This window comes from Stenotrophomonas sp. Y6 (assembly GCF_022436665.1).
Lineage (GTDB): Bacteria > Pseudomonadota > Gammaproteobacteria > Xanthomonadales > Xanthomonadaceae > Stenotrophomonas > Stenotrophomonas acidaminiphila_A.
In genome coordinates, this window is the sequence record NZ_JAKUKB010000009.1 from 70,997 (window position 1) to 84,227 (window position 13,231).

11 protein-coding genes are annotated in these 13,231 nt (G+C 69.8%); 9 read left to right on the top strand and 2 right to left on the bottom strand.

All coding sequences use genetic code 11. From position 1 onward, the window contains the following. The first annotated feature begins 102 nt into the window (after positions 1-102). From queF to MKP15_RS11935, 6 genes are all read left to right on the top strand, one after another. The gene (queF, locus tag MKP15_RS11910) at positions 103-915 is read left to right on the top strand and encodes an NADPH-dependent 7-cyano-7-deazaguanine reductase QueF (protein ID WP_240212836.1); all 813 of its coding nucleotides are present in this window, start codon (positions 103-105) and stop codon (positions 913-915) included. A gap of 102 nt (positions 916-1,017) precedes the next feature. Further along, the gene (locus MKP15_RS11915; RefSeq protein ID WP_161614030.1) at positions 1,018-1,317 is read left to right on the top strand and encodes a LysM peptidoglycan-binding domain-containing protein; all 300 of its coding nucleotides are present in this window, start codon (positions 1,018-1,020) and stop codon (positions 1,315-1,317) included. Positions 1,318-1,361: 44 nt separating this feature from the next. Then, on the top strand, positions 1,362-1,850 hold the full coding sequence (locus MKP15_RS11920; RefSeq protein ID WP_240212837.1) for a hypothetical protein: 489 nt from the start codon (positions 1,362-1,364) through the stop codon (positions 1,848-1,850). Positions 1,851-2,150: 300 nt separating this feature from the next. After that, positions 2,151-4,376 carry an NADP-dependent isocitrate dehydrogenase gene (locus MKP15_RS11925; protein ID WP_240212838.1) on the top strand — a complete coding sequence of 742 codons (2,226 nt, stop codon included), beginning with the start codon at positions 2,151-2,153 and terminating at the stop codon, positions 4,374-4,376. 186 nt (positions 4,377-4,562) lie between these two features. Next, complete coding sequence (gene aceK / locus MKP15_RS11930) at positions 4,563-6,281, top strand: bifunctional isocitrate dehydrogenase kinase/phosphatase (protein WP_240212839.1); 1,719 nt, start codon at positions 4,563-4,565, stop codon at positions 6,279-6,281. 58 nt (positions 6,282-6,339) lie between these two features. Next, on the top strand, positions 6,340-7,209 hold the full coding sequence (locus tag MKP15_RS11935; RefSeq protein WP_240212840.1) for an energy transducer TonB: 870 nt from the start codon (positions 6,340-6,342) through the stop codon (positions 7,207-7,209). Between the two features lie 75 nt (positions 7,210-7,284). Here the strand turns inward: MKP15_RS11935 and rho are convergent, their stop codons facing one another. Both rho and trxA read right to left on the bottom strand, forming a co-directional pair. Next, a complete protein-coding gene (gene rho, locus MKP15_RS11940; protein ID WP_240212841.1) occupies positions 7,285-9,027 on the bottom strand; it encodes a transcription termination factor Rho in 1,743 nt (580 codons plus the stop codon). A 221-nt stretch (positions 9,028-9,248) separates the two neighbouring features. Next, the gene (gene trxA / locus MKP15_RS11945) at positions 9,249-9,578 is read right to left on the bottom strand and encodes a thioredoxin TrxA (RefSeq protein WP_054661500.1); all 330 of its coding nucleotides are present in this window, start codon (positions 9,576-9,578) and stop codon (positions 9,249-9,251) included. A 197-nt stretch (positions 9,579-9,775) separates the two neighbouring features. Here trxA and rhlB point away from each other — a divergent pair, with 197 nt between their 5' ends. The 3 genes from rhlB (at position 9,776) to ftsX (ending at position 13,224) form a co-directional block, all read left to right on the top strand. Then, positions 9,776-11,467 carry an ATP-dependent RNA helicase RhlB gene (rhlB, locus tag MKP15_RS11950; RefSeq protein ID WP_240212842.1) on the top strand — a complete coding sequence of 564 codons (1,692 nt, stop codon included), beginning with the start codon at positions 9,776-9,778 and terminating at the stop codon, positions 11,465-11,467. Between the two features lie 96 nt (positions 11,468-11,563). Next, positions 11,564-12,250 (top strand): ATP-binding cassette domain-containing protein, encoded by a 687-nt coding sequence (locus MKP15_RS11955; protein WP_054661506.1) that lies wholly within the window; start codon positions 11,564-11,566, stop codon positions 12,248-12,250. Next, the gene (gene ftsX / locus MKP15_RS11960) at positions 12,247-13,224 is read left to right on the top strand and encodes a permease-like cell division protein FtsX (protein WP_240212843.1); all 978 of its coding nucleotides are present in this window, start codon (positions 12,247-12,249) and stop codon (positions 13,222-13,224) included. The genes MKP15_RS11955 and ftsX overlap by 4 nt, the downstream gene beginning before the upstream one ends. Positions 13,225-13,231 lie beyond the last annotated feature (7 nt).

Sequence of the window (13,231 nt, forward strand, 5' to 3'; positions counted from 1 at the left end):
GGCAGCTGCGGCCCGGCCTCCCGGCCAGCGCCCGGCGGCGCTGGCACCGGCGGCGATGCGGGGTGCAGGCAGGGCTCACCCGGCACCCCCTACAATCCGCGCATGAATACCCCCCACGATTCCAGCCTCGGCCGCGAGGTCGCCTATCCCTCGCAGTACGACCCGGGCCTGCTGTTCCCGATCCCGCGCGCCACCGCCCGCGCCGCGATCGGCCTGGATGCCGCCTTGCCGTTCGTCGGCCAGGACCGCTGGCATGTCTATGAGCTGGGCTGGCTGGACAGGCGCGGCAAGCCGTGCGTGGCGACCGCGACCCTGTGGGTGCCGGCGGCCTCGCCGCACCTGGTCGAGTCCAAGTCGCTCAAGCTCTACCTGAACTCCCTCAACGCGGCGCGCTTCGACAGTGCCGACGAGGTGCGTGCGCGCATCGCCGCCGACCTGTCCGCCTGCGCCGGGGCCGCGGTCACGGTCGAGTTCGGGCTGCCGCCGGTGGCCGACGCCGAAGGCCACAGCATCGATGGCCTGGACCTGGACATCGACCACTATGGTCCGCCGCAGGCCGGCTTCCTGCATGCCGATGCCGGCGAGGCCGTCGCCGAGACACTGGTCTCGGCACTGCTCAAGTCCAATTGCCCGGTCACCGGCCAGCCCGACTGGGCCAGCATCAGCATCCGCTACGCGGGCCCGCGGATCGACCGCGGCGGCCTGCTGCGCTACCTGGTCAGCTACCGCGACCACGCCGAGTTCCACGAGCAGTGCGTGGAGCGGATCTTCCTCGACCTGATGCACCACTGCGGCTGCCATTCGCTGGACGTGGAGGCGCGCTACACGCGCCGCGGCGGGCTGGACATCAACCCGCGCCGGTCGACCCCGGACCTGGCCGCCGGCCACCGGCCGTTGCGCGACCCGCGCCAGTAGGCCGGGCCGCCCGCACCGGGTACACGCCGGCTTTACGCCGGCGCGATGGTTCCTTAACGCGGCCGGTGCAATGGTGGCACCCAGCCGAGGAGGAACGACCCGATGAGCAATGACAAGAAGGCCGATTTTTCGGACGTGACGTCCACGGTGGACAGCACCGCCACCGTCGCGCCGAAGGCTGATTTTTCCGATGTGACCGCGCGGGTGGATTCCACCGCGCAGATCGCCGGCGGGCAGCAGTACACCGTGCAGAAGGGCGACAGCCTGTCGCGCATCGCCAAGCACCTGCTGGGTGATGCCAATGCCTGGAAGCAGATCTTCGAGGCCAACCGCGACGTGCTTTCCGACCCCGACAAGATCTTTCCCGGGCAGACCCTGACGATTCCCCCGCGCCAGGGTTGAGGCCGCCAGGCCCGGTGCCTTTTCCTCCCATTCCGGAGCATCCCATGAAGAAGATTTCGCTCAGCAGTGTCCTGATGATCACCCTGGCCGGCACCCTGGCCGTGGCCGGCTGCAAGAAGCAGGAAGAGACCGCGCCGCCGCCGATGGAAAGCACCCCGGCGCCGGCGCCGATGAGTGAACCGGCACCGCCGCCGGCGGCCGCACCGGCGGTCAGTGTCACCTCGGTCACCGTCGGCACCACCGCGGCGGCGGACAAGTCGGTGGCGCCGGTGGCCATGATCGGCGGCAAGGACAAGATCATCGTGTCGGTGAAGACCGACGGCGCCGCGACCAACGCCACCCTCGGCGTGAAGCTCACCTACCAGGACGGGCAGGTGGCCGGCGAGCAGACCGCAACGCTCACCGCCACCGGTGCCGAGACCACCAACGTCGAATTCAGCAAGGCAAGCGCATGGCCCGCCGGCAAATACCGCGCGGACGTGACCCTGGACGGCCAGCCGGCTGGCACCACCCAGGAGTTCGAAGTGAAGTAGCAAGCGGCATCACCTGTCGCCCCTCTCTCCCGACAGGTGCAGGCCATGGGCGCAGTCGCAGGACTGCGCCCTTTTTTATGGCCGCATGCGCGGTGGCCGTGCCAGCGCGGCGTCGGCGTCGCTGCGCGCCCGCGCCGCGCCGACACGCGTCCGCCTGATGCCCGCCACATGCGCCGATGCCATGCGCCGGCGCGGCGGCGCACTGCCGCAACCGTACCGGCCCGTTTTGCCCGAACCGTCGCGACGCGCGACAATGCAGTGCTGACTACCCGCATTTACTTCCGACGGAAACCATCCCCCATGTCCGATACGCCGAAGATCATCTACACGCTCACCGACGAAGCCCCGTTCCTGGCGACGCAGTCGCTGCTGCCGATCATCGATGCGTATGCCACCACCGCCGGCATCGCGGTGGAGACCCGCGACATCTCGCTTTCCGGCCGCATCCTGTCGCAGTTCCCGGACTACCTGCAGGACGGGCAGAAGATCAGCGACGACCTGGCCGAGCTCGGCGAGCTGGCGACCCGGCCGGAAGCCAACATCATCAAGCTGCCCAACATCAGCGCCTCGGTGCCGCAGCTCAAGGCCGCGATCAAGGAGCTGCAGGACCAGGGCTACGCGCTGCCGAACTACCCGGACGCGCCGGCCGACGATGTCGCCCGCGACATCAAGGCGCGCTACGACAAGGTCAAGGGCAGTGCGGTGAACCCGGTGCTGCGCGAAGGCAACTCGGACCGCCGTGCACCGCTGTCGGTCAAGAACTACGCGCGCAAGCACCCGCACCGCATGGGCGCGTGGAGCAGCGACTCGAAGTCGCACGTGGCGCACATGGACGACGGTGATTTCTACGGCAGCGAGAAGTCGGCCACGCTGGCCGCCGCCGGCAGCCTGAAGATCGAGCTGGTGCAGGACGATGGCCGGACCGTGGTGCTCAAGGAGAAGACCGCGGTCAAGGCCGGCGAGATCGTCGATGCCTCGGTGATGTCGCGCCGCGCGCTGGCCGCGTTCGTCGCCGCGCAGATCGCCGACGCCCGCGCCCAGGGCGTGCTGTTCTCGCTGCACCTGAAGGCGACCATGATGAAGGTCTCCGACCCGATCATGTTCGGCGTGGTGGTCGAGGAGTTCTACAAGGACGTGCTGGGCAAGTACGCCGCCGAGCTCAGGCAGGCCGGCTTCGACCCGAACAACGGCATCGGCGACCTGTACGCGCGGCTGCCGTCGCTGCCGGAAGCCACCCAGGAGGCGATCAAGGCCGACATCGCCGCCGAGTACGCCAGGCGCCCGGCGGTGGCGATGGTCAACTCCGACAAGGGCATCACCAACCTGCACGTGCCCAGCGACGTGATCGTCGACGCCTCGATGCCGGCGATGATCCGCGACTCCGGCCGCATGTGGAACGCCGAGGGCAAGCTGCAGGACACCAAGGCGCTGATCCCGGACCGCTGCTACGCCGGCGTCTACCAGGCGGTGATCGAGGACTGCAAGGCGCATGGCGCGTTCGACCCGGCGACCATGGGCAGCGTGCCCAACGTCGGGCTGATGGCGCAGAAGGCCGAGGAGTACGGCAGCCACGACAAGACCTTCCAGATCCCGGCCGACGGCACCGTGCGCGTCAGCGACGACGCCGGCAACCTGGTGTTCGAGCACAGGGTCGAGGCCGGTGACATCTGGCGCATGTGCCAGACCAAGGACGCGCCGATCCAGGACTGGGTCAAGCTGGCCGTCAGCCGCGCGCGGCTGAGCAACACCCCGGCCGTGTTCTGGCTGGACGCCAACCGCGCGCATGACGCGCAGGTGATCGCCAAGGTCGAGAAGTACCTGAAGGACCACGATACCCAGGGCCTGGACATCCGCATCCTGTCACCGGTGGAAGCGACGAAGTTCTCGCTGGAGCGCATCCGCAAGGGCCAGGACACCATCTCGGTGACCGGCAACGTGCTGCGCGACTACCTGACCGACCTGTTCCCGATCCTGGAGCTGGGCACCAGCGCCAAGATGCTGTCGATCGTGCCGCTGATGGCCGGTGGCGGCCTGTTCGAGACCGGCGCCGGCGGTTCGGCACCCAAGCACGTGCAGCAGTTCGTCGAGGAGGACTACCTGCGCTGGGATTCGCTGGGCGAGTTCCTGGCCCTGGCCGCCTCGCTGGAACACCTGGCCCAGCGCTACGACAACACCGCCGCCGCGGTGCTGGCCAAGGCGCTGGACCAGGCCAACGGCATGTTCCTCGACAACGACCGCTCGCCGGGCCGCAAGCTCGGCACCATCGACAACCGCGGCAGCCACTTCTACCTGGCCATGTACTGGGCGCAGGCGCTGGCCGCGCAGGACGAGGACGCCGCGCTGAAGGCCAGGTTCGCGCCGCTGGCCCGGGCGCTGGCCGACAACGAGCAGAAGATCGTCGAGGAGCTGGTCGCGGTGCAGGGCAAGGCCGTGGACATCGGCGGCTACTACCGCCCGGACCTGGGCAGGACCAGCCGCGCGATGCGCCCGAGCGCGACCCTCAACGCCGCGCTGGCCGCGCTCTGATCGCAGCCGCCACGGCCGTTTGAGCCGAAGCCCGCATCGCCGCGCGATGCGGGCTTCGTGCTTCATGGTGCCGCGCATCCCCGCAACGCTGCGGGCACCCCGGTTGCCTGCGCGGCGGTGGCCGGGACACGCGCGCTGGCGCGGTGCGGTAGGGTGGTGGTCGGCGCCCCCGACTCTCCACTGCCGATGCCTGCCACCGAATCCGCCCACGCCATCGCCCGCTGCATCCGCGACGGCTTCGAGGACTACCACGCCCGCTTCGCTGCCATCACCCGGCGCGCGCGCGGGCGCTTCGAGCAGCGCGACTGGGCGGCGGCGCGCCAGGATGCGGTCGAGCGCATCGCGCTCTACGACCTGTGCGTCGGCGAGTGCATGGCGCGCCTGCAGGCGATCGCGGGCAGCCGGCCCGGCCGCGATGCGTGGGCCCGGGTACGCACCGCCTTCGCCACGCTGGTGGAAGGACAGATCGACGGCGAGCTGTACAAGACCTTCTACAACACCCTGACCCGGCGCCTGTTCGCCACCCGCGGGGTGGACGATGCCATCGAGTTCATGGCTCTGGAGATCGAGCCGTCCGATGCCATCACCCATCCGGTGGCGCGCCATGTCTATACCGTTTCGGAGGCGCGCCCGGCCGAGGCCTTCGAGCGCGTGCTGGCCGACTACCGTTTCGACGTGCCCTACCGGCACCGCCTGCGCTGCGCCGCGGCCATCGCCGTGCGCCTGCAGGACGACCTGGCGCACTGGGGGCCGAACCCGGTGCGCGCCATCGAGCTGCTCGATACCGTGTTCTACCGCGAGCGCCGCGCCTACCTGGTGGGGCGCGTGTTCGGCGAGCACCGCTTCTCGCCCTGCGTGATCGCGCTGGTCAACGATGGCGACGACGGCCTGCGCGCGGAGGCGGTGCTGAGCCGGCGCCGCGACGTGGCCCACCTGTTCGGCGTGTCGCGCAGCTATTTCCAGGCCGACCTGCCCACCGTCGCCGATGCGGTGGTGTTCCTGCGCAGCCTGCTGCCCGGCAAGCCGGTGGACGAGATCTACACCGTGCTGGGCCGCGCCAAGCAGGGCAAGACCGAGCGCTACCGCACCTTCTTCCGCCACTTCCAGCAGCATCCGGACGAGCGCCTGGTACCGGCGGAGGGCACCCCGGGCATGGTGATGGCGGTGTTCACCCTGCCCAGCTACCCGCTGGTGTTCAAGCTGATCCGCGACCGCTTCGCCTGGCCCAAGACAGTCAGCCGCCAGGACGTGGAGGACCGCTACGCGCTGGTGTTCAACCTGGACCGCATCGGCCGGCTGCTGGATGCGCAGCCGTACCGCCACCTGCGCTTCCCGCTGGCGCGCTTCGCCCCGGCGCTGCGCCAGGAGCTGCTGGAGAGCTGCGCGCGCAGCGTGCGGGTCGAGGGCGATGACCTGGTGATATCGCTGTGCTACGTGCAGCGGCGGTTCCGCCCGCTCAACCTGTACCTGCGCGAACAGACCCCGCAGGCCGCGCGCGCGGCGGCGCTCGACTATGCGCAGGCCATCACCGACATGGCGCGCAACGACATCTTCCCCGGCGACATGCTGCTGAAGAACTTCGGCGTCTCGCGCCACGGCCGCGTGGTGTTCTACGACTACGACGAGCTGTGCCGGGTCAGCGACTGCACGTTCCGCGAGTGGCCGCAGCCACGCGATGCCGCCGAAGCCCTGGCCGCCGAGCCGTGGTTCCACGTCGCGCCCAACGACGTATTTCCCGAGCGCTTCCCGTTGTTCATGGGCCTGCCGCGGCCGCTGATGGAGGCGGTGCGCGAGGCGCACGGGGAACTGTTCGATCCGCGCTGGTGGCGTGGCCTGCAGGCCGCCTTCGCCCGCGGCGAGTTTCCCGATACCCCGCCCTACCCACGCGCACTGCGGCTGGCGTGAACATCGCCGCCGGAAGCGCTACAGTCGCGTCCTGGACATGGAGGGCAGGGAGAGCGTCATGCTGACGTCGTTGCGTCGCGGGGCCGTGCTGGCCGCGTTGCTGTTGGTGGCCGTTGCCGCGTCGGCCGCCGGGCCCGGGGCCGTGCGCAAGCAGGCCGAGATGGCCATGCAGTTGTCCGGGCAGATCGACATCGCGCTCGATGGCAGCGTGGAAGCGGTGCGGCTGGACCAGCAGGACCGGCTGAGCGCGGAGCTGTCCCGTTTCGTGCGCAGCTCGGTGATGGGCTGGACCTTCGTGCCGGTGGTCCGCGACGGCAAGCCGGTCGCCGCGCGTTCGCCGTTGATGCTGCGCCTGGTCGGCAAGAGGCTGGAAGACGGCGGCACCCAGGTGGCCATCCGCAGCGCCACTTTCGAGGCCTACGATCCGCAAAGCAGGAGCGCGGTCACCGCCTTGAAGATGACGCCGCCAAGCTACCCGCGTTCGATGTACGAGGTGGGGGCGCAGGGCAATGTCTACTTGGTCGTCAGGGTCGGGCGCGATGGCCGCGTCGAGGATGCATACGTGGAACAGGTCAACATGACCGTGGTGGCCAGCGAAGGCCAGATGCGCCGGTTCCGCCAGGTGCTGGGCGGCAATGCGCTGGCCGCGGCGCGCAAGTGGGAGTTCCGCGTTCCGGTCGAAGGCGAGGACGCGGACGCGCCGCACTGGAACGTGCGCGTGCCGGTGCAGTACGCGATGCTCGACAGGTCCCAGCCGATGCCGGACGAGTACGGTACGTGGCAGGCCTACATTCCCGGACCGCGCGAACGCGCGCCATGGATCAGCGACGAGGACTGGGAGAACGGCTCGGACGCACTGGCCAACGGTGGCATCTACATGGCCGGCCGCGGTGGCGGGCCGAAGCTGCTGACGCCGCTGGAAGGCTGAGCGCGCCGGCTGCACCCGCCACGAAAAAGCCCCGCGTTCGCGGGGCTTTTCCGTTACAGCCGATCCGGCGGGGGATCAGCGCTTCATCGAACCGAAGAACTCGTCGTTGGACTTGGTGTTCTTCATCTTGTCCAGCAGGAATTCCATCGCCGCGATTTCGTCCATCGGGTGCAGCAGCTTGCGCAGGATCCAGATCTTCTGCAGCAGCTCCGGCTCGATCAGCAGGTCTTCGCGGCGGGTGCCGGAACGGTTGATGTCGATGGCCGGGTACACGCGCTTCTCGGTGATGCGGCGGTTCAGGTGCACTTCGCTGTTGCCGGTGCCCTTGAACTCCTCGTAGATCACCTCGTCCATCTTCGAGCCGGTTTCCACCAGCGCGGTGGCGATGATGGTCAGCGAGCCGCCTTCCTCGACGTTGCGCGCGGCGCCGAAGAAGCGCTTCGGGCGGTGCAGGGCGTTGGCGTCGACGCCGCCGGTCAGCACCTTGCCGGAGCTGGGCACGACGTTGTTGTAGGCGCGGGCCAGGCGGGTGATCGAGTCCAGCAGGATCACCACGTCCTTCTTGTGCTCGACCAGGCGCTTGGCGCGCTCGATCACCATTTCGGCCACCTGCACGTGGCGTGCGGCCGGCTCGTCGAAGGTCGAGGAGACCACTTCGCCGCGCACCGTGCGCTGCATTTCGGTCACTTCTTCCGGGCGCTCGTCCACCAGCAGCACGATCAGGTGCACTTCCGGGTGGTTGGTGGTGATGGCCGTGGCGATCTGCTGCATCATCATCGTCTTGCCCGCCTTGGGCGGGGAGACGATCAGCGCGCGCTGGCCCTTGCCCTGCGGCGCCATCAGGTCGAGGATGCGGCCGGTGATGTCCTCGGAAGAGCCGTTGCCGCGTTCCAGGGTGAAGCGCTTGCGCGGGAACAGCGGGGTCAGGTTCTCGAACAGCACCTTGTTCTTCGACGCTTCGATCGGCTCGCCGTTGATGGTGTCGACGATGTTCAGCGCGAAGTAGCGCTCGCCGTCCTTCGGGAAGCGGATGCGGCCGGCGATGTGGTCGCCGGTGCGCAGGTTGAAGCGGCGGATCTGGCTGGGCGAGATGTAGGTGTCGTCCGGGCCGGCCAGGTAGCTGGCCTCGGCGGCGCGCAGGAAGCCGAAGCCGTCGGGCAGGATTTCCAGCACGCCATCGGCGGCCACGCCCTCGCCATGGCGGGTCAGCACCTTGAGCAGGGCGAAGATCACGTCCTGCTTGCGGGCACGGGCCACGCCGTCGGTGATCTGCAGCTGCTCGGCGATTTCCAGCAGCTTGTGCGCCGGCATCTTCTTCAGATCGCTCAGCGAATAGACCGGGAAGCCTTCCGGCACCGAAGGGTGCGGGCGCGGTACGAAGGTCTCGTTGCCGTTGTCGCCGGGCAGGCCGTCGTCGCGGAAGCGGTCGCGGTTGCGCTCACGGCGGTTGCGGAAGCGGTCGCGGCGATTGCCCTGGCCCTGACCCTGGCCTTGCTGGTTCTGCGGGTTCTGCTGGCCGTGGCGCTGGGCATTGTTGTTGCCGTCGCCGCCGCGCGCCTCGCCACCCTCCTGGCCAGCGGACGGGTTGCCGGCCGGCGCGGGCGCCGGGGCGTCGTTGCCGGGGGCTGGGGCCGGGGCCGGGGCCGCGGGAGCAGGGGAACTGTCGCCGGCCGGCAGCGGCAGGGCGGACTGGGCCGGGGGGGAAGCGGGGCCGCTGCTGTCGGCGGCCTCGGCGGCCTTGGCGACACGCGGCTTGCGCACGCGCTTCTCGACGGGCGCGTCGGCGCTCCCGGTTTCGGAAGGAGTGTTCTCGGACAAGTGCTTGATTCCTCTCGCTGACGTGCGAGCGCCTGACAGGGCGGCGAACTGGTTGGGAATGATCCGGACGAGAACCCGGCCGGAGGGTGCGGCAGGCGAACGCTGCCGGATGCGGCGACACTAACACCGCCGCGCACGGCGGTGCAAGGTGGCGGGAAACGCCCGTTGGGCCGCGGTAAGGGCGGCCCGGAGCCGGCGGCCAGGCCGCCGGCGGGGAGGGGTCAGGCCAGCGCCTTGTCGATCATCTGGCTCAGCTGGCCCTTGCCGACGGCGCCGATCTGGGTGGCCTGGATCTGGCCATCCTTGAACAGCAGCAGCATCGGGATGGAGCGCACGTGGTACTTGACCGCGGTGGCGCGGTTGTCGTCGACGTTGAGCTTGGCGATCTTCAGCTTGCCGTCGTAGGCGTCGGCCAGTTCGTCCAGCACCGGCGAGATCATCTTGCACGGGCCGCACCATTCGGCCCAGAAGTCCACCAGCACCGGGGTGTCGGACTGCAGCACGGCGGCGTCGAAATCGGCATCGCCGACGTGTAGAACCTTATCGCTCACTTGAGGAGTCTCCTGGGGCAATGCGACGGCCCATGCCGGGTTGGCTGCCGCATTGCGCTAAACTGGGGCATTGCGCGGACCCAAAGGCTTGGCCTTGCGTCGCGCGACCCGGCGCAGGGGCCGCAGTGTGCGACGGTGCCCGATACGATGCAAGCCGCCCGGCCAACCTGGCCGGCTGGCACTACCAAGACCAAATAATGAGCGACAAACCGCTGACTGATGTGACTTTTTCCTCCTTCGAGCTGCAACCGGCGCTGTTGGCCGGACTCGAGGGAGCCGGATTCACCCGCTGCACCCCGATCCAGGCATTGACCCTGCCGGTGGCCCTGCCGGGCGGCGACGTCGCCGGCCAGGCGCAGACCGGCACCGGCAAGACGCTGGCCTTCCTGGTGGCGGTCATCAACCGGCTGCTGAGCCGGCCGGCGCTGGCCGACCGCAAGCCGGAGGACCCGCGCGCGCTGATCCTGGCGCCGACCCGCGAGCTGGCCATCCAGATCCACAAGGACGCGATGAAATTCGCCTCCGATTCGGGCCTGCGCTTCGCCCTGGTCTATGGCGGTGTCGACTACGACAAGCAGCGCGAGCTGCTGCAGAAGGGCGTGGACGTGATCATCGCCACCCCGGGCCGCCTGATCGACTACGTCAAGCAGCACAAGGTGGTCTCGCTGCATGCCTGCGAGATCTGCGTGCTGGACGAAGCCGACCGCATGTTCGACCTGGGCTTCATCAAGGACATCCGCTTCCTGCTGCGGCGCATGCCCGAGCGCACCACCCGCCAGACCCTGCTGTTCTCGGCCACCCTCAGCCATCGCGTGCTGGAGCTGGCCTACGAGCACATGAACGAGCCGCAGAAGCTGGTGGTGGAAACCGACAACATCACCGCTGACCGTGTGCGCCAGCGCATCTACTTCCCCTCCGACGAGGAGAAGCTGCCGCTGCTGCTGGGCCTGCTCTCGCGCAGCGAGGGCGCGCGCACCATGGTGTTCGTCAACACCAAGGTGTTCGTCGAGCGCGTCGCCCGCGCGCTGGAGAAGGCCGGTTACCGCGTCGGCGTGCTGTCCGGCGACGTGCCGCAGAAGAAGCGCGAGAGCCTGCTCAACCGCTTCCAGAAGGGCCAGCTGGAAATCCTGGTCGCCACCGACGTGGCCGCGCGTGGCCTGCACATCGACGGCATCAAGTACGTCTACAACTACGACCTGCCGTTCGATGCCGAGGACTACGTGCACCGCATCGGCCGCACCGCGCGGCTGGGCGAGGAGGGCGACGCGATCAGCTTTGCCTGCGAGCGCTATGCGATGAGCCTGCCGGACATCGAGGCCTACATCGAGCAGAAGATTCCCTCCGAGCCGGTCACCAAGGAGCTGTTGACCCCGCTGCCGCGCCCGCAACGCGCGGCGCCGGCCGAGGGCGAAGGCGAAGGCGAAGAGAACGAAAGCGTCGGCGCGATCTTCCGCGAGGCGCGCGAAGCCCGTGCCGCCGAGGAAGAGCGCCGCGGTGGTGGCCGCAGCGGCGGGCGTTCCGGCGCCGGCCGTGGCGAGCGCCGCGATGGCGATCGCAAGCCGCGTGGCCCGCGCAAGCCGCGCGTCGAGGGCGAGCAGGGGGCGGCCGCGGCCGAACCCGCTGCCGCTCCGCGCCCGCCCCGCCCGCCGCGTGCCGAAGGTGCGCCGGAGGCCGCGGTGGAAGGCGAGCGCGCGCCGCGCAAGCGTCGCCGTCGTCGCCACGGGCGTCCGGTCGAGGGCGCCGAAGCCGCCGTCGCCGCGCCCGCGGTTGCGGCCGGCAACGGCCCGGTGCAGGTGCCGGCCACGCCGATGCGCGCGTCCGGCAATGACAGCGACTCGTTCCTGACCCGCCTGGGACGCAAGATCCGGCGGATGCTGTCGGGCGATTGATCGGGCGCGCCGGCCCCTGGCCGGCGCCGTTGTCGTTCCGCGGCCGCGCCCGGCGGCGCGATGCACGCCGCGCTCCGGCTCCGGCATAATCGCTGCATGAGCGTCCTGCGTTTCGACAATGTCAGCAAGCACTATGCGGGCGGCCACCAGGCGCTGGTGGACGTCAGCTTCGAGGTGGCGGCCGGCGAGATGCTGTTCGTCACCGGCCATTCCGGTGCCGGCAAGAGCACCCTGCTGAAGCTGATCCATCTCAGCGAGCGCCCGACCCGTGGCGCCGTGCTGTTCGGCGAGCGCAACCTGCTCAAGGTGCGCGGCGGCAAGGTGGCGCTGCACCGCCGTGAAGTCGGTGCGGTGCACCAGGACCACCGCCTGCTGATCGACCGCAGCGTCGGCGAGAACGTGGCATTGCCGCTGATCCTGCGTGGCGACCGTCGCGCCGACACCGGCAAGCGGGTGCGCTCGGTGCTCGAGCGCATGGGCCTGGGCCATCGCGAGAAGGCGCTGCCCACGCAGCTGTCGGCCGGCGAACAGCAGCGCGTGGGCATCGCCCGCGCGATCGTCGCCGAACCCAGGCTGCTGGTGGCCGACGAGCCGACCGGCAACCTCGACCCGACCCTGGCCGCGGAGATCATGGCCCTGTTCGCCGAACTGCCCGGGCGCGGCACCAGCGTGCTGGTGGTCAGCCACGACCTGCCGCTGCTCAAGCGCATGCGCAAGCGCGTGCTGATCCTGGACCACGGCCGCCTGGTGGACGACATCTCGCCGCAGGACCTGGCCGAATGAGCAGCAATCCGGACAACAAGGACGCCGCGGGCAAGGCCGCCGCGCATGCCACGCCCGCGCCGTCGCGGCTGCGCGTGTGGTCCGCCCACCACCTGCACAGCGTGGTCTTCAGCCTCGGTCGCGCGCTGCGCAAGCCATGGGCGACGGTGCTGACCGTGGCGGTGATGGCGCTGGCCCTGGCGCTGCCGCTGGGGCTGTCGATCGCGCTGGACAACCTGAAGCTGTTCGCCGGCAGCGTGCAGCAGTCGCGCGACATCAATCTGTTCCTCAAGCCGGAAGTCGACGGCGCCACCGCGCAGGACGTGGCCGCGGGCCTGCGCTCGCGTGCCGACGTGGCCGGCGTGGTGCTGCGTACGCCGGACGAAGGCCTGGCCGAACTGCGCCAGAGCGCGGGGCTGGGCGAGGCGATCGACGCACTCGGCGAGAACCCGCTGCCGACACTGCTGATCGTCACTCCGGCCGGGGACCAGGACATGGCCCTGGCCAGCGCGCTGCAGGCGCTGCCGCAGGCCGACCTGGTCCAGCACGACGCACTGTGGCGCCAGCGCCTGGACGCCTGGCTCGGCTTCGGCACGCGCCTGGTGCAGGTGCTGTCGCTGCTGCTGGGGCTGGGCGCGGTGCTGGTGGTCGGCAATACCGTGCGGCTGGACATCCAGGCGCGGCGCGAGGAAATCGGCGTGCTGCAGCTGCTGGGCGCCAGCGACGGCTTCATCCGTCGCCCCTTCGTCTACCTGGGCGCCTGGTACGGCCTGGGCGCGGGCGCATTGGCGCTGGCGCTGGTGGGCGCCTGCGGCCTGGCCCTGCGCCCGCCGCTGGCCGCGCTGACCGGCAGTTATGGCAGTACCTTCACCCTGCATGGGCTCGATGCCCTGCATTCGGGGCTGGTGCTGCTGGGGACGGTGATCCTGGGGTGGCTGGGGGCGTGGCTGGTGACCGGGCACTTCCTCAGGCAGACTCGCCCGACCGATACCTGACACGCGC

Bases quoted from the DNA above. Each gene is read 5' to 3' on its own strand.
- aceK (WP_240212839.1), top strand. From the start codon at position 4,563: ATGCCTGCCACCGAATCCGCCCACGCCATCGCCCGCTGCATCCGCGAC.
- ftsX (WP_240212843.1), top strand. From the start codon at position 12,247: ATGAGCAGCAATCCGGACAACAAGGACGCCGCGGGCAAGGCCGCCGCG.
- rhlB (WP_240212842.1), top strand. From the start codon at position 9,776: ATGAGCGACAAACCGCTGACTGATGTGACTTTTTCCTCCTTCGAGCTG.
- queF (WP_240212836.1), top strand. From the start codon at position 103: ATGAATACCCCCCACGATTCCAGCCTCGGCCGCGAGGTCGCCTATCCC.
- MKP15_RS11915 (WP_161614030.1), top strand. From the start codon at position 1,018: ATGAGCAATGACAAGAAGGCCGATTTTTCGGACGTGACGTCCACGGTG.
- MKP15_RS11935 (WP_240212840.1), top strand. From the start codon at position 6,340: ATGCTGACGTCGTTGCGTCGCGGGGCCGTGCTGGCCGCGTTGCTGTTG.
- MKP15_RS11955 (WP_054661506.1), top strand. From the start codon at position 11,564: ATGAGCGTCCTGCGTTTCGACAATGTCAGCAAGCACTATGCGGGCGGC.
- MKP15_RS11920 (WP_240212837.1), top strand. From the start codon at position 1,362: ATGAAGAAGATTTCGCTCAGCAGTGTCCTGATGATCACCCTGGCCGGC.
- MKP15_RS11925 (WP_240212838.1), top strand. From the start codon at position 2,151: ATGTCCGATACGCCGAAGATCATCTACACGCTCACCGACGAAGCCCCG.